This window comes from Streptomyces noursei ATCC 11455 (assembly GCF_001704275.1).
Lineage (GTDB): Bacteria > Actinomycetota > Actinomycetes > Streptomycetales > Streptomycetaceae > Streptomyces > Streptomyces noursei.
Genome location: NZ_CP011533.1, coordinates 3,712,948 through 3,728,572 on the forward strand (window position 1 = coordinate 3,712,948; position 15,625 = coordinate 3,728,572).

Annotated in this window: 11 protein-coding genes and 1 pseudogene; 11 read left to right on the forward strand and 1 reads right to left on the reverse strand. The window is 72.7% G+C overall.

What is annotated here, in order from left to right; translation table 11 throughout:
* Window positions 1–26: 26 nt before the first annotated feature.
* The 4 genes and pseudogenes from fomD to SNOUR_RS49260 form a co-directional block, all read left to right on the forward strand.
* Complete coding sequence (gene fomD / locus SNOUR_RS15400) at window positions 27–752, forward strand: cytidylyl-2-hydroxypropylphosphonate hydrolase (RefSeq protein WP_067347313.1); 726 nt, start codon at window positions 27–29, stop codon at window positions 750–752.
* A gap of 243 nt (window positions 753–995) precedes the next feature.
* On the forward strand, window positions 996–1,679 hold the full coding sequence (locus SNOUR_RS15405; RefSeq protein ID WP_067347315.1) for a class I SAM-dependent methyltransferase: 684 nt from the start codon (window positions 996–998) through the stop codon (window positions 1,677–1,679).
* An 87-nt stretch (window positions 1,680–1,766) separates the two neighbouring features.
* Entirely contained in the window at window positions 1,767–4,268 is a 2,502-nt protein-coding gene (locus SNOUR_RS15410; protein WP_067347316.1) for a SpoIIE family protein phosphatase, read from the forward strand.
* A 58-nt stretch (window positions 4,269–4,326) separates the two neighbouring features.
* Window positions 4,327–4,401 (forward strand): annotated as a pseudogene (locus SNOUR_RS49260) (catalase); the annotation flags it as partial.
* A 126-nt stretch (window positions 4,402–4,527) separates the two neighbouring features.
* Here SNOUR_RS49260 and SNOUR_RS15415 read toward each other — a convergent pair.
* Window positions 4,528–6,867, reverse strand: a complete 2,340-nt coding sequence (locus SNOUR_RS15415; RefSeq protein ID WP_067347318.1) for a transglycosylase domain-containing protein — start codon at window positions 6,865–6,867, stop codon at window positions 4,528–4,530.
* A 272-nt stretch (window positions 6,868–7,139) separates the two neighbouring features.
* On the opposite strand from SNOUR_RS15415, the gene SNOUR_RS15420 reads away from it, so the two are divergent.
* From SNOUR_RS15420 to SNOUR_RS15450, 7 genes are all read left to right on the forward strand, one after another.
* Window positions 7,140–8,099, forward strand: a complete 960-nt coding sequence (locus SNOUR_RS15420) for an SPFH domain-containing protein (protein WP_067347319.1) — start codon at window positions 7,140–7,142, stop codon at window positions 8,097–8,099.
* A 73-nt stretch (window positions 8,100–8,172) separates the two neighbouring features.
* Window positions 8,173–8,463 carry a type II toxin-antitoxin system antitoxin gene (locus tag SNOUR_RS15425; protein WP_039633180.1) on the forward strand — a complete coding sequence of 97 codons (291 nt, stop codon included), beginning with the start codon at window positions 8,173–8,175 and terminating at the stop codon, window positions 8,461–8,463.
* Between the two features lie 209 nt (window positions 8,464–8,672).
* A complete protein-coding gene (locus tag SNOUR_RS15430; RefSeq protein WP_067347321.1) occupies window positions 8,673–9,359 on the forward strand; it encodes an ABC transporter ATP-binding protein in 687 nt (228 codons plus the stop codon).
* A 59-nt stretch (window positions 9,360–9,418) separates the two neighbouring features.
* Entirely contained in the window at window positions 9,419–11,734 is a 2,316-nt protein-coding gene (locus tag SNOUR_RS15435) for an ABC transporter permease (protein WP_067358339.1), read from the forward strand.
* 156 nt (window positions 11,735–11,890) lie between these two features.
* Window positions 11,891–12,415 (forward strand): PadR family transcriptional regulator, encoded by a 525-nt coding sequence (locus SNOUR_RS15440; RefSeq protein ID WP_039633184.1) that lies wholly within the window; start codon window positions 11,891–11,893, stop codon window positions 12,413–12,415.
* Window positions 12,412–13,098, forward strand: coding sequence for an ABC transporter ATP-binding protein (locus tag SNOUR_RS15445; RefSeq protein WP_067347323.1), 687 nt, complete (start codon window positions 12,412–12,414; stop codon window positions 13,096–13,098). The genes SNOUR_RS15440 and SNOUR_RS15445 overlap by 4 nt, the downstream gene beginning before the upstream one ends.
* A complete protein-coding gene (locus SNOUR_RS15450) occupies window positions 13,095–15,515 on the forward strand; it encodes an FtsX-like permease family protein (protein WP_067347325.1) in 2,421 nt (806 codons plus the stop codon). Before SNOUR_RS15445 ends, SNOUR_RS15450 begins: the two co-directional genes overlap by 4 nt.
* Window positions 15,516–15,625 lie beyond the last annotated feature (110 nt).

Here is a 15,625-nt window from a genome sequence, read left to right on the forward strand (position 1 = left end):
CCTAAGATCTGCGCATGACAGCGGACATGGTGGAGACGACGGAAGGCGAGACGGCCGGTGTGCCCGGGCCGACGGCCGGGGCGGAGCAGACGGCGGCCGAGCGGGGGCGCTGGGCCCCCGGGGACCACATCCTGTGGCGCTATCGCGACAACTCCGACCCCCGCCGGTTCCACATCTGTCGTCCGATGACCGTTGTGCAGGACACCGAGGAACTGCTCGCGGTGTGGATGGCGCCGGGCACACCGTGCATCAAGCCGGTGCTCGCCGACGGGACGCCGGTGCACCGCGAGCCGCTCGCCACCCGCTACACCAAACCGCGGCGGACGCTGCGCGACCAGTGGTTCGGCAGCGGCGTGTTGAAGCTGGCCCGGCCGGAGGATCCGTGGTCGGTCTGGCTGTTCTGGGAGAGCGGCTGGCACTTCAAGAATTGGTACGTCAATCTGGAGGAGCCGCGCCGCCGTTGGTCGGGCGGAATCGACTCGCTCGACCATTTTCTCGACATCTGCGTCTATCCGGACCGGCGCTGGGAGTGGCGGGACGAGGACGAGTTCGCACAGGCACGGCGGGACGGGCTGATGACGGACGCGCAGGTGTCCGAGGTCAGAGCCGCCGGACGCGCCGCGGTCGCACAGATCGCGGCGTGGGGCGGGCCGTTCGCCGACGGCTGGGAGGATTGGCGGCCCGATCCGGCCTGGGAGGTTCCCGCGCTTCCGGAGGACTGGGAACGCCTGCCAGATCATTTGCTGCCGTGAGGTTGCAAACGCGAAAAGAACTGCAGGAAGAGAGTGAAGGGGGCGAACGGTGGAAAGGTGCGCCTATGGGCAAAGCTGTTTCCCGCCGGGTGCCCCCGGGGTTCCCGCCGGACGAGAAGCGGCACCCAGCCCCCTTGCTGCGCCCTGGGCCTTCAAACGTAGGATCGTCCTCCGCAAGACTGCACAGGCGCAACTCCAGAACGGGAAAACGAACTTGACCGCGGTCGCAGGAGGGGCGAGGTCGTGAGCGCGACAAGCTACGACACGTATGAGGGCCTGAATCGGTTAGCACTCGACCGGGCCGGACAGGCCGAGGCGTTCGACGCGATCGGGAACCAGTACGAAACGGCTTTTCCACATAAGGAAGGCCAGATCGCCTCGGGCGTATGGTTGAGCGGGGAACTGCCGGCCGGGTCACGGATCCTCGACGCCGGATGCGGTACGGGACTGCCGACCGCCCGTCAACTCTGCGACGCGGGCCACCGGGTCGTGGGAATCGACCTCTCCCCCGGGATGGTCAAACTGGCCCGGGAGAACGCACCGGGTGCCGAATTCCACCGGTTGGACATCGCCGATCTGCGCGGTGGCCGCCTGGGCGGACCGGGTTCCTTCGACGGAATCACCGCCTATTTCTCACTGTTGATGATGCCCCGTGCGGAAATCCCCTGTGCCCTGGGCATGCTGCACGACCTCCTGCGACCCGGCGGGCTGATGGCCCTGGCAATGGTCGAGGGCGATATCGACGACTTCCCCATTCCGTTCCTCGGCAGCATGATCCGGGTATCGGGATATCTGCGGGACGACCTGCGCCGGGTCGTGTGCGACGCGGGTTTCGACATCGTCGGGGAGGACTCGTATGCGTATGCCCCGGCGAGTACGGACGTACCACCCGAAATCCAGCTCTTCCTGCACCTGCGACGCGCTTGAGACGCACCGCGTCAGGCGCGTCCGCTCGGGCGGCGCGCACCGAACGCGGCGCGCCGGCGCCAGCCCCGGACGGATGGAATCCCACGCGTGACGGAGCATCCCACCTCCCACGAAACGCGGCAGTCGGCCCCGACCGCCGCGTCCTCGGCATCCCCTGCTGCGGGGACGGCCGGGACGGCGCCGCTCGGCGGCGTACCCGACCCGCGCAGCGCCCTCCAGCAGCCCGTCGGCACCGGCCACGATCCGGCGCCGGGTACGGGGTTCGCCGTGCGCGGGGGTGACGACAACGGCCTCGGCGGCGCGACCGGCACGTCGGCCGCCACGGCCTCCGCGGGGCCGCCGGCCGGGCAGGGGGACGCCGAGCCGGCAGCCGACCACGGCCCGGCCGGTGACGGCGCACGGGCGTACGGCGCCGCCCGCGCGCCCCGCGACAGTTCCTACGGTGGATACACCGGGTCGTACGGGGGCTCGTACGACCCGTACGGGGAGGTGGCCATGCCCGCGGAGGGACGGCCGGATACGGAGTCGGGCACGGAGCGCGCGGCGGTACGCGCGGGCCGGCCGGTGGCGCAGGGCGCGGTGGATCGCGCCGGGGCGCCGGAGCCGGACGAGGAGCCGGGGCATGCACAGCCGCGCCACGGCGGTGAGGGTGTCGGGCGGCCCCGCGAGGGCGAAGGGGCGGCCTGCGCGCACGGCGGTGAGCCGGGCGCGGGCGGGCTGCCGCCGGGGCCGCCGGGTGCCCGGGGCGGCGGGCGATCCGGTCCGGCCGATGCGGAGTTGCCGCCTCCGGCGGGGCCGCCGCACCCGCCCGTGGTGCCGCCCGCGCGGTCGGCGCACCCCGGCGAGAGCAGCGAGGTGACCGCGGCGCGGCAGGCGAGCGGCGACCGGCTGCGGTTCATCGGGGCGGCGACCCGGCGGATCGCCCGCGGCATCGACCTCGACGAGATCGTGCTGGGGCTGTGCCGGGCGACGGTGCCGACCTTCGCCGACGCGATCCTGGTCTATCTGCGCGATCCGCTGCCGGTGGGCGACGAGCGGCCGACCGGCCCGGTGGTGCTGCGGCTGCGCCGTACCGACCGGATCCCGGAGGAGCCGGACACCAACGGGCTGCGGCTGCCGGTGCTGCCCGCGCAGCCGGATCTGGGTCCGGCGATGGGCGGCAGCGCCGCGGAGCTGGCCGAGGTGCGGCCGGGCGGTCCGCTGGCGGAGGTGCTGCGCGGGGTCCGGCCGCTGTTCGGCGAGGCGCAGGCGGCGCGGACCGCGCTGCCGGAGCTGCTGGGTCCGGACACCCGGCTGCCGGGCGGCCACCGGGTGATCCTGGCGCCGCTGCGCGGGCGCCGGCGGGTGATCGGCGCGGCGGTGTTCCTGCGCCGCCCGGACCGGCCGGCGTTCGAGCCGGACGACCTGCTGGTGGCGGCGCAGCTGGCCACCCACACCGCGCTGGGCGTGGACAAGGCGGTGCTCTACGGCCGCGAGGCGTACATCGCCGACGCCCTGCAGCGCACCATGCTGCCGGACTCGCTGCCGCAGCCCACCGGCGTGCGGCTGGCCAGCCGCTATCTGCCGGCCGCGGAGACCGCCCGGGTCGGTGGCGACTGGTACGACGCGATCCCGCTGCCGGGCAGCCGGGTGGCGCTGGTGGTCGGCGACGTGATGGGTCACTCGATGACGTCGGCCGCGATCATGGGTCAGCTGCGGACCACCGCGCAGACCCTGGCGGGGCTGGACCTGCCGCCGCAGGAGGTGCTGCACCACCTCGACGAGCAGGCCCAGCGGCTGGGCTCGGACCGGATGGCGACCTGCCTGTACGCGGTCTACGACCCGGTGGCGCACCGGATCATCGTCGCCAACGCCGGGCATCCGCCGCCGGTGATGCTGCACCGCGGCGGGCGCGCGGAGGTGCTGCGGGTGCCGCCGGGCGCGCCGATCGGCGTCGGCGGGGTGGACTTCGAGGCGGTGGAGCTGGACGCCCCGGCGGGCGCCACGCTGGTGCTGTACACCGACGGCCTGGTGGAGTCGCGGATCCGGGACGTGTGGACCGGCATCGAGCAGCTGCGCGAGCGGCTGGCCGAGACGGCCCGGCTGACCGGGCCCAATCCGCCGCCGCTGGAGCCGCTGTGCGACGAGGTGTTGGACATGCTCGGGCCCGGCGACCGCGATGACGACATCGCGCTGCTGGCGGCCCGGTTCGACGGGATCGCACCGAGCGACGTGGCGTACTGGTACCTCGATCCGAAGGCGCAGACGGCCGGGCAGGCGCGCCGGCTGGCCCGGCGGGCGCTGGCCCGCTGGGGCCTGGACGAGCTGTCCGACCAGCTGGAGCTGCTGGTCAGCGAGGTGGTGACCAATGCGGTGCGGTACGCCGAGCGGCCGGTGACGCTGCGGCTGCTGCGCACCGACGTGCTGCGCTGCGAGGTCGGGGACGATGTGCCGCAGCTCCCGCGGCTGCGGCAGGCCCGGCCGTCCGACGAGGGCGGGCGGGGGCTGTACCTGGTCAACCGGATGGCCCGGCGGTGGGGCGCGACCCGGCTGAGCATGGGCAAGGTCGTCTGGTTCGAGCTGTCGATGCCACCGGGGACGCGGCGCTGAGCCGGCCGCACCGGCACGCTCCGGGAGGACCTCGTCCGGGATCGGGCGGGGTCCTCCGGTGCGTGCGGGCCCGGACAAGCTGCTGCTCGGCCGGCTGTTCTCGTACCCGGACACCCACCGGTACCGGATCGGTCCGAACCACGCACAGCTGCCGCCCAACCGGCCGCACGTGACGGCCCGTTCGTACGCCAAGGAGAAAACGCGGCGGCCCGCACCCCCTTGGGGCGCGGGCCGCTGCGGTGCCGGGTGGCCGGGCGGGTCAGTTGCCGAAGTTCGGCACGGTGTTGCCGCCGGCGCCGTTGGCCCCACCGGGAGTGCCGGTGGTACCTCCGTTGCCGGTAGTGCCTCCGTTGCCGGTGGTGCCTCCGGTGCCGGTGGTCCCACCATTGCCGGTGGTGCCCCCGTTGCCGGTGGTGCCGCCGTTCGGCGGGCCGCCCGCGGTGCCGCCGGTCGGCGGCGTGGGCCGGTCGGTCGGGCGGCCGGTCACGCTGTCCGACGGGGTACCGGTCGGCGTCGGGGGGCCCGACGGCGTACGGGTCGGCGTCGGGGTCGGGGTGACCGGCGCGGACGGGGTCGGCGTCGGGGTGCTGGGCGGCGGCACCGCGGCACCCATGTCGGTCTCCAGGCTGAAGTCGCCGCCGGCGCCGTCGCCGACCGCGTCCTGGGTGTAGTCGGCCCAGACCCGGGCCGGGTAGCCGCCGCCGTTGACCCGGCCGCCGCCGCCGGTGCCCTTGAGGGTGACCTGCTTGCCGCCGTTGGGCGACTCGCCGAACATGCCGACCGCGGTGACCAGCTTGGGCGTGTAGCCCACGAACCAGGCCGACTTGTTGTCGTCGGAGGTACCGGTCTTGCCCGCCGCCTTGTAGCTGGTGTTCTTCACCGCTTCCGAGGCGGTGCCGTCGTCGACCACGCCGGTCAGCACGGAGGTGATGGTGTCGGCCGTCGTCCGGGACAGCACCTGGTCGCCGATCGGGTCCTTGAGCTTGACCTCCTTGTCGACGCCGTCCTGGGTGTGGACGGCCTTGACGACCATGGTCGGGGTGACCTTCGTGCCGTGGTTGTCGAACGTGGCGTACGCCCCGGCCATCTGGAGCGGGCTGGCGCCCATGGTGCCCAGCGTCATGGCCGGCTGCACGTCCATCTTGGCGCCGTTCATGCCCAGGCTGACCGCGGTCTTCTTGACCTGGTCCAGGCCGACGTCGGCGCCCATCTGCGCGAAGACGGAGTTGACGGAGTTGTTGGTCGCGGTCTGAACGGTGATCCGCCCGTAGGTGTGCTCGTCCTCGTTCGGCGGGGCGAAGGGCTTGGTGCCGCCGACCACCGGACGGCGGTTGCGGCCGTCGTAGATCGCGTTCGGGGTGATCGGGACGCCGCTCTGCGTGGCCGCGTGGTTCTCCATGGCCGACGCCAGGATGATCGGCTTGAAGGTGGAGGCCGGCTGGTAGTCGGAGCGGGTGGCGTTGTTGGTGTAGTGCTTGGGGTAGCCTGCACCGCCGTACAGCGCCACGACGTAACCGGTCTTGGGGTCCACCGAGGCGGCGCCGAGCTGGGCGTCCCGGTCGACCGAGCGGCTGTCGGGCTTGAGGTCGTCGGTGAGCTTCTGCTTGACCGCGCCCTCCAGCGACTTCTGCCGCTTCTTGTCGATGCCGAGGGTGACGGTCCAGCCGCCGGCCTCGAATTCGTTCTCGTCGACGCCCTGGGCGAAGAGCTCCTTCTTGGCCGCGTCGATGATGTAGCTGGCCTGGCCGGTCAGACCGGGCAGCGGCTTGGGCGGCTGGGGCACCGGGAACTTCTGCTTGGCGCGCTCCTCGGGCGTGAGCCACTTCATCTCGACCATGTTGTCGAGCGTGTACGCCCAGCGCTCCTGGACCCGCTGCTTGCCGGCGTCGGAGGCGATGGCCCAGTCGTACTGGTTGGGCGCCTGCAGCAGCGAGGCGAGGTAGGCGCCCTGCGCGACGGTGAGCTTGTCGGAGTCCACGCCGTAGTACGCCTGCGCGGCGGCCTGGATGCCGTAGGCGCCGCGGCCGTAGAAGCTGGTGTTGATGTAACCGGCGAGGATGTCGTCCTTGGAGAACTTCTGGTCCACCTTGAGGGAGATGACGATCTCCTGGAGCTTGCGGGAGACCGTCTGCTCCTGGCTCAGGTAGTAGTTCTTGACGTACTGCTGAGTGATCGTGGAGCCACCCTGCTTGCCCTTGCCGCTCAGGGTGTTGATGACGCCGCGGAGGGTGCCCTTCAGGTCCACGCCGGAGTCGTTGTAGAACGTCTTGTTCTCGGCGGCGACGAAGGTGTGCTGGACTTCCTTGGGTATCCGGCTCAGCGGGACGGTCTCGCGGTTGACCTGGCCGACCCGCGCCATGACCGAGCCGTCCGCGTACTTGAAGACGTTGCTCTGGAGCTTGGCTTCCTTGTTGCCGGCCGGGACGTCCACGTAGAGGTAGAGCCCGATGAAGCCGAGGATGCCCAACAGGCAGAAGCCGAGGACGGTCCCGAGGATCTTCTTCCAGGTGAAGAAGCGGCGTATGCCGGACTTCTTCTCGTTCTTTCCGGCCTGGCGGGCGCCGCCCTGCCGCGCCCGCCTCGCGTTCGCTCGGCCCATCGCTCGTGCAACTCCAGTCGTTCCGCCCCCGGCATAACTCAGCTGTTGAAGCTAACACCGCAACTGACAACAAATACTCATCGATCAAGGCTTTTCCCTACGTGACATACAGCACGGGGAAGGAGCGCAACCCTCGCGGCACCTGGCCGTATCCCGCTGGACCCCAGCAGGCCAGCACGTTAAAGTGATATCACTTTGCTAGACCAGCGAAAGCACGCGCTGCGGCACACATCACGTGCCGCGGCACGCGTCGTCCGAGAAACGGGGACCCCATGACCGATACGACACCCGCCACCCCGACACCCGCCGCCTCCACGGACGCCCCGGAGATGCCGGCGCCGCAGGTCCGCGAGCGTGCCGCGCACAGCATTCCGGGCGGACTGGCCCTGCTGCTGACCGTCCTGGGCGTCGCCCTCGGCGTCGTCGTGATCATCGTCGGTGCCGTCCTGGGCGACGCCGGCCACGGTGCGGTCGCCGTCCCCCTGGTGCTCGTCGGGATCCTGCTCCTGGTCGGCTCGCTCTTCTGCATGACCGGCGTGAAGATGGTCGCGCCCGGCGAGGCCCGGGTGATCCAGCTCTTCGGGCGGTACGTCGGCACCATCCGCACCGACGGCCTGCGGTGGGTCAACCCGCTCACCTCGGCCCGCAGGATCTCCACCCGGGTCCGCAACCACGAGACCTCGGTCCTCAAGGTCAACGACGCCTACGGCAACCCGATCGAACTGGCCGCGATCGTCGTGTGGAAGGTCGAGGACACCGCCCAGGCGCTCTTCGAGGTCGACGACTTCCTGGAGTTCGTCGCCACCCAGACCGAGGCGGCCGTCCGGCACATCGCCATCGAGTACCCCTACGACGCGCACGACGAGGGCGACCTCTCGCTGCGCGGCAACGCCGAGGAGATCACCGAGAAGCTCGCCGCGGAGCTGACCGCCCGGGTCCAGGCCGCCGGCGTGCAGATCATCGAGACCCGCTTCAGCCACCTCGCCTACGCCCCGGAGATCGCCTCCGCGATGCTCCAGCGCCAGCAGGCCGGCGCGGTCGTCGCGGCCCGCCAGCAGATCGTCGAGGGCGCGGTGGGCATGGTCGAGTCGGCCCTGGAGCGCATCAACGAGCAGGGCATCGTCGAGCTGGACGAGGAGCGCAAGGCCGCCATGGTCAGCAATCTGATGGTGGTGCTGTGCGGCGACCGTGCCGCCCAGCCGGTCCTGAACACGGGCTCGCTCTACCAGTGAGCGAGCGCAGCGAGCGAGCCATTGAGGGGTGCGCGCCGAGCGTATGCGAGGCCGAGCGAAGCGAGGTCTCGGCATGAGCACCGACAGCCCCCAGGGGGCCGGCGCGGACCGCGAACGGCCCGCCGGCCGCCGGCCGCAGCAGCGCAAGCAGGTGCTGCTGCGGCTGGACCCGCTCCTCCACGACGCCCTCACCCGCTGGGCCGACGACGAACTCCGCAGCGCCAACGCACAGATCGAGTTCCTGCTCCGCAAGGCCCTGTCCGACGCCGGACGGCTGCCGCGGGGCGCGGGCGCCCCGCCCCGCCGGGGACGCCCGCCCAAGCGCCGGGAGCCGGAGGACGGGACGGACGGACCGGCGGAGTGAGCCGACACGGGGCGTCGCCTTCCGGGGGCGACGGTCGGACGACGGGGTTTCCGGTGACAGGCGGACGCATGCCCCACCGCCACTAGAAACTCCATCTATACATACCGCGTATACACCTCATGTAGAGTTCGGTCGTGCTCATGGGACGGCGCCGCCATCGGTGCGCCCTGCCCTTGCCATGCCCTGCCCGTACTCCCGGAGGCCCGTGTATGACCCCGGCCGGTTCCCTGCTCGAAGCCCGCGCGCTGCACAAGGCGTACGGCCCGACACCCGCACTCGACGGCGCGGACTTCTCCATCCACCCCGGTGAGGTGGTCGCCGTCATGGGCCCCTCCGGCTCCGGCAAGTCCACGCTGCTGCACTGCCTCGCCGGGATCATCCGCCCCGACTCCGGCACCGTCCGGTACGGGACGCACACCCTGACCGAGCTCAGTGACGCGCGGTGCAGCGCGCTGCGCCGCACCGACTTCGGGTTCGTCTTCCAATTCGGCCAGCTCGTACCGGAGTTGTCCGCCCTGGAGAACGTCGCGCTGCCGCTGCGACTGAACGGCACCAAGCGCAAGGACGCCGAGCGGCAGGCCCGCGACTGGCTGACGCGCCTGGAGGTCGACGGGGTCGCGGCCAAGCGGCCCGGGGAGATCTCCGGCGGCCAGGGCCAGCGGGTCGCGGTCGCCCGCGCACTGGCCGCCCGACCGCGGGTGATCTTCGCCGACGAACCCACCGGCGCCCTGGACTCCCTCAACGGCGAGCGCGTGATGGGCCTGCTGACCGACGCCGCCCGGGACACCGAAGCGGCCGTGGTGCTGGTCACCCACGAGTCGCGGGTCGCCGCGTACGCCGACCGCGAGGTCGTGGTGCGGGACGGCATCGCCCGGGAGACGGTGGGCGCGGCGTGAGCACCGACACGACGACGATCATCGGGGGCGGGCCGCGCGGCTGGGCCCGGGACCTCGGCATGGGGGTACGGTTCGCGGTCGGCGGCGGGCGCGAGGGGTGGATCCGCACCCTGCTCACCGCCGTGGGCGTGGGGCTGGGCGTGATGCTGCTGCTGGGCGCCGCGTCGATACCGACCATGATGGAGGGGCGGTCGCAGCGCGGCGAGGCCCGGCTGCCGCTGGAGGGCGACCAGCCGGTACCGCGCTCGGCGGCGACGCTGGTCGAGGCGGGGGCGGACACCAACTTCCGCGGCGATGCCGTACGGGGATGGCTGCTGCGGCCCGACGGCGACCGGGCACCCACCCCGCCCGGGGTGAGCGCGCTGCCGGGGCCGGGCGAGATGGTGGTCTCCCCCGCGCTGCGCGAGCTGATCAACTCGCCGGAGGGCGTGCTGCTGCGGGAGCGGCTGCACTTCAAGGACGTCGGAACGATCGCCCCGCCCGGCCTGATCGGGCCCCGCGAACTCGTCTACTACGCCGGCAGCGCCACGCTGACCACGGACGACGGGGGCTGGCGGATCGCCGGGTTCGGCACGACCGTCAAGAGCGACCCACTGGACCCGGCGCTGCTGACGCTGCTGATCGTGGGCTGTGTGGTGATGCTGATGCCGGTGGCCATCTTCATCGCGACCGCGGTCCGGTTCGGCGGGGAGCGCCGGGACCGGCGGCTGGCGGCGCTGCGGCTGATCGGCGCCGACGTCCGGATGACCCGGCGGACGGCGGCCGGCGAGGCGCTCTTCGGTGCGCTCTGCGGGCTGCTGGTGGGGGCCGTACTGTTCCTCGCGGCCCGACAGCTCATCGGCGGCGTCACCGTCTGGGACATCAACGTCTTCCCGTCCGACGTGACCCCCGTTCCGGGACTGGCGGCGCTGGTCCTGCTCGCCGTACCGCTCTGCGCGATCGGCGTCACGCTGCTCGCGCTGCGCCGGGTCGGCATCGAGCCGCTGGGCGTCGCCCGCGACAGTGCCGGGCGCCGGCGCCGGCTGTGGTGGCGACTGCCGCTGCCGTTGGGCGGGCTGGCGCTGATGCTCCTCAACGGGAGGGTCACCGGGCGCGGCGCCCAGGTCGATCCGTATCTGGTGGCGGGCGGCGCGGCGCTGTTCCTGCTGGGGGTGACGCTGCTGCTGCCGTGGGCCGTGGACGCCGCGGTGGCGCGGTTCCGGGGCGGGCCGGTGCCCTGGCAGCTGGCCGTGCGGCGGCTCCAGCTCAGCGGGAGTGCGGCGGCCCGCGCGGTCAGCGGGATCAGCGTCGCGGTGGCCGGGGCGATCGCGCTCCAGCTGTTCTTCGCCGCGATCCAGGACGACTTCATGAAGGTCACCGGGCAGGACGCGAGCCGGGCACAGCTGCAGACCACGCTGCCGTCCCACGACATCGGCTCGATCCGGAAGATGATCAGCGAGTTCCGTACGACCGAGGGCGTCCGGGGCGTCATCGCGTCCATCGACGCCTCCGCCTCCCGGCCCGGCCCGCTCCGCCGGGGCGAGGAGTTCCGCCCCAGCACCCGGGTCACCGTCGGCGACTGCGGCACCCTGCGCGAACTGGCGCACACCGGCCCCTGCAAGGACGGCGACGTCTTCGTCGTCAAGGACAGCAGCGGCGCGGTCGAGGCCGACTACATCGCCAAGACGGCACGGCCCGGCGCCACGGTGGACTTCGCCCCGGAGGACGAGTCCGGCAGTCCGTCGTCCCACCCGCGACTGTGGACCATCCCCCGGTCGGCCCGCACGGTCGAGTCCCGTCAAGACCCCTCCGGGCAGATGGCCTTCGGCCTGATGGCCACGCCGGGCGCACTGGACCCGAAGCTGCTGCACCAGCCGATGGCCCGGGCCATGGTCAAGATCGACCCGACGGTCCCGGACGCCGTCGAGCACGTCCGGAACACCGCGGCCCGGATCGATCCGCGGACGCAGGTGTACGCGCTGCAGAACACCGCCCGCGACAAGCAGTTCACCAGCCTGCGGACCGGCCTGCTGGTCGCCGCCACCGCCACCCTGGCGCTGATCGCCGCCAGCATGCTGGTGACGATGGTGGAGCAGCTGCGCGAGCGCCGCCGACTGCTGTCCGTCCTGGTCGCCTTCGGCACCCGGCGGGCCACGCTGGCCTGGTCGGTGCTGTGGCAGACCGCCGTCCCGGTGGCCCTGGGGCTGGCCCTGGCGGTGGCCGGCGGCGCCGGGCTGGGCCTGGCGCTGCTGCGGATGGCCGGGAAGACCGCCTTCGACTGGTCGGTGGTCTGGCCGCTGATGGCCGCCGGGGGCGCCCTCGTCCTGGTGGTGACGCTGCTCAGCCTGCCGCCGCTGTGGCGGATGATGCGGCCGGACGGGCTGCGCACGGAGTGAGCGCACGCGGTCCGGGGCGGTCGCCGGCGGCACACCGCGGCGACCGCCCCGCACCGCCGCCGCCCACCGCCGCCGCCCCGCACCTCCCCGCGCGGACCGAGCCGGTATGCAACGTGCGTATACACCAGCGTTACAGCCCCGAGTAAGGTGGTCGTCATGTCAATCGGTCATACGCTGCTGGGCCTCCTGGAGTCCGGCCCCCGCCATGGCTACGACCTCAAGCGGGCCTTCGACGAGCACTTCGGGCAGGACCGCCCGCTGCACTACGGGCAGGTCTACTCCACGATGTCCCGGCTGCTGAAGAACGGCCTGGTCGAGGTGGACGGCGTGGAGGCCGGGGCGGGCCCGGAGCGTAAGCGGTACGCCATCACCGACGCCGGGATCACCGACGTCGCCCAGTGGCTGGCCCGGCCGGAGAAGCCCGAGCCCTACCTCCAGTCCACGCTCTACACCAAGGTCGTCCTGGCCCTGATGACCGACCGGGACGCCGCCGAACTCCTCGACACCCAGCGCGCCGAGCACCTGCGGCTGATGCGCGGCCTGACCGAGCGCAAGCGCGCCGGGGACCTCGCCGACCAGCTGATCTGCGACCACGCGCTGTTCCACCTGGAAGCCGATCTGCGCTGGCTGGAGCTGACCGCCGCCCGCCTGGACAAACTGGCGGAGGCGGTCGGCGGATGACGCCCGAGGGATCCCTGCTCGCCGCCGAGGGGCTGCGCAAGGCGTACGGCTCCACGCCCGCGCTGGACGGCGCGGACTTCTCCATCCACCCCGGTGAGGTGGTCGCCGTCATGGGCCCCTCCGGCTCCGGCAAGTCCACGCTGCTGCACTGCCTCGCCGGGATCATCCACCCCGACTCCGGCACCGTCCGCTACGGCACACACACCCTGACCGAGCTGACCGACGCCCAGCGCAGCGCACTGCGCCGCACCGACTTCGGGTTCGTCTTCCAATTCGGCCAGCTCGTACCGGAGTTGACGTGCCTGGAGAACGTCGCGCTGCCGCTGCGACTGAACGGCACCAAGCGCAAGGACGCCGAGCGGCAGGCCCGCGACTGGCTGGAGCAGCTGGAGGTCGACGGCGTGGACGGGCAGCGTCCCGGAGAGATCTCCGGCGGCCAGGGCCAGCGGGTCGCGGTCGCCCGCGCGCTGGCCACCCGACCGCGGGTGATCTTCGCCGACGAACCCACCGGCGCCCTGGACTCCCTCAACGGCGAGCGGGTGCTGACGCTGCTGACCAACGCCGCCCGGGACACCAATGCGGCCGTGGTGCTGGTCACCCACGAGGCCCGGGTCGCCGCCTACTCCGACCGGGAGATCGTCGTCCGGGACGGCCGGGTGAAGGACATGGCGGGCCGGATATGACCCTGCTCCGCTCGCGCCCCCATGGCGAGCGGGACACCGCCGTACCCGCACCGCCGCCCGCGACCCCGCGCACCGGCCCGGCCCGCTGGGCCCGCGACCTCGCCATGGGCATGCGGTTCGCGGCCGGCGGCGGGCGGGAGGGCTGGATCCGCACCGCCCTGACCGCCGCCGGGGTCGCCCTCGGCGTGGCGGTGCTGCTGTTCTGCGCCTCCGCCCCGACCCTGATGAACGCCTGGCACGGCCGGGAGAAGGCCCGCGAGAACCTCGGCCAGGAACACCCGCCGCCGCGCAGCGACCGCACCCTCCTGTACGCCCACACGGACACCGTCTTCCGCGGCACCACCATCCGCGGCCGACTGGTCCGCCCGGACGGCGCGCACCCGCCGGCGCCACCCGGCATGCGCCACCTCCCCGGCCCGGGCGAGATGGTGGTCTCGCCGGCCCTGAAGGAGCTGCTGGCCGCCCCCGACAACGCACTGCTGCGCGCCCGCCTGAGCAGCTACCGGATCGTCGGCGTGATCGGCGACGAGGGCCTGCAGGGCCCGCGGGAACTCGCCTACCTCGCGCACAGCGACGCCCTCGGCGAGGGCACCGGCTACCGCATCGACCACTTCGGCAAGAGCTGGGACCCAAAGCCGCTGACCACGCCCGGCCTGGTCCTGGTGATCATGACGTGTGTGGCGCTGATGACGCCGGTGATGGTCTTCATCGGCACCTCCGTGCGCTTCGGCAACGAACGCCGGGAGCGCCGCCTGGCCGCCCTCCGCCTGGTCGGCGCCGACGTCCGCACCACCCGGCGGATCGCCTCCGGCGAGGTGCTGTTCGGCTCGCTGCTCGGTCTGCTGGGCGGCGGCGCGCTGTTCCTCGCCGGCCGTCTGCTGGCCCCGTTCATCACCCTGTGGGACATCAACGTCTACCCCTCGGACGTCACCCCCGGCCCGCTCGCCGCGCTGCTGATCACCGTCCTGGTGCCGACCGCCGCCGTCCTGGTCACCCTGGTCGCCCAGCGCGGCGTCACCGTCGAGCCGCTCGGCATCGTCCGCAACCGCCCACCGGTCCGCCGCCGGCTGTGGTGGCGCGTCGCACTGCCGGTCGCCGGCACGGCCCTGCTGGTCCCGATGGCGATCCGGCCGGGCCCGATCGACAATCCGCTCGCCACCGGCCGCCTCGCCGCCGGCTCCACGCTGCTGTTGTTCGGCGTCACCACGCTGCTGCCCTGGCTGGTCGACCGGGTCGTCGGCCGGCTGCGCGGCGGCCCGGTCACCTGGCAGCTGGCGGTCCGCCGGCTCCAGCTGAGCAGCGGCCCGGCGACCCGCGCGGTCAGCGGCATCACCGTCGCGCTGGCCGGCGCCGTCGCCATCCACATGCTGATGACCGGCTCGCAGGCCGGCTACGCCGCCGCGTACGCCGAGTCCGGGCGGGAGCCGCAGATCGGCTTCACGGGCCAGACGGACAGCTGGCGGCACGCCGAACGGACACTGGACGCGCTGCGCGACACCTCCGGGGTCGCCTCCGCCCGCGGCCTCCTCATCGCCGACGCCGACCCGCCGCCCGCCCCGGGCCGCGATCCCCGCTCCGACTACCACGCCATCATCGCCGTCGGCAGCTGCGCCGAGCTGCGCAAGGTGGCCGAGCTGCCGTCCTGCCGGGACGGCGACGCCTTCGTCACCGACGCCGAACGCACCGTGCGGGGCCAGACCCGGATCACTCCCGGCGCCACCATCGACCTCAACCCGTCGGAGAACTACGGCGAGCCCAGCAAGGCACCCCGCCCCTGGACGATCCCTTCATCCGCCCGCGCCGCCCACCTCACCGCGGTCGAGGACGGCCACCGCCTCTTCTACGACCTGCTCCTGACCCCCTCGGTCCTCGACGCGGCCCACCTCAACAGGCCCGACATGCAGCTCCTCGTCCGCTTCGACCGCGGCACCCCCGACGCCGTCGAGCACATCCGCAACACCGCGGCCCGGATCGACCCGACGATGCTGGTGGGCTCCTCCCTCGACAACCCGCACGACCGGCAGTACGAGGGCATCCGCACCACGATCTTCATCGGCGCGGTGATCACCCTGCTGCTGATCGGCGCGGGCCTGATCATCTCCACCGTCGAGCAGCTCCACGAACGCCGCCGGCTGCTCTCCACCCTCGACGCGTACGGCACCCGCCGCGCCACCCTCGGCTGGTCCGTCCTGTGGCAGACGGCACTGCCGGTCGCCCTCGGCCTGGCCCTGGCGCTGGCCTGCGGGCTGTCCCTGGGCTCCCTGCTGCTCAGCGTCATCGGCAGCGGCGTGATCGTCGACTGGCCGGTGGTCGCCGGCATGACCGCCATCGGCGGCGGCGTCATCCTCTTCGTCACCGCCCTGAGCCTGCCGCCGCTGTGGCGGATGATGCGGCCCGACGGCCTGCGCACGGAGTGACTTCCCTCGTGTCCCCGAACGAATGAGCATTGTCGTACGGGACGAGAGCGGCCGCCTCTGCCTACGATGATGGTCTCGACACCAGCCTGTGGGAGGCATGCAATGTCCGC

Coding starts and splice junctions, on each gene's coding strand:
- SNOUR_RS15415 (WP_067347318.1), bottom strand. CDS start 6,867: ATGGGCCGAGCGAACGCGAGGCGGGCGCGGCAGGGCGGCGCCCGCCAG.
- SNOUR_RS15420 (WP_067347319.1), top strand. CDS start 7,140: ATGACCGATACGACACCCGCCACCCCGACACCCGCCGCCTCCACGGAC.
- SNOUR_RS15430 (WP_067347321.1), top strand. CDS start 8,673: ATGACCCCGGCCGGTTCCCTGCTCGAAGCCCGCGCGCTGCACAAGGCG.
- SNOUR_RS15435 (WP_067358339.1), top strand. CDS start 9,419: ATGGGGGTACGGTTCGCGGTCGGCGGCGGGCGCGAGGGGTGGATCCGC.
- SNOUR_RS15440 (WP_039633184.1), top strand. CDS start 11,891: ATGTCAATCGGTCATACGCTGCTGGGCCTCCTGGAGTCCGGCCCCCGC.
- fomD (WP_067347313.1), top strand. CDS start 27: ATGGTGGAGACGACGGAAGGCGAGACGGCCGGTGTGCCCGGGCCGACG.
- SNOUR_RS15445 (WP_067347323.1), top strand. CDS start 12,412: ATGACGCCCGAGGGATCCCTGCTCGCCGCCGAGGGGCTGCGCAAGGCG.
- SNOUR_RS15450 (WP_067347325.1), top strand. CDS start 13,095: ATGACCCTGCTCCGCTCGCGCCCCCATGGCGAGCGGGACACCGCCGTA.
- SNOUR_RS15425 (WP_039633180.1), top strand. CDS start 8,173: ATGAGCACCGACAGCCCCCAGGGGGCCGGCGCGGACCGCGAACGGCCC.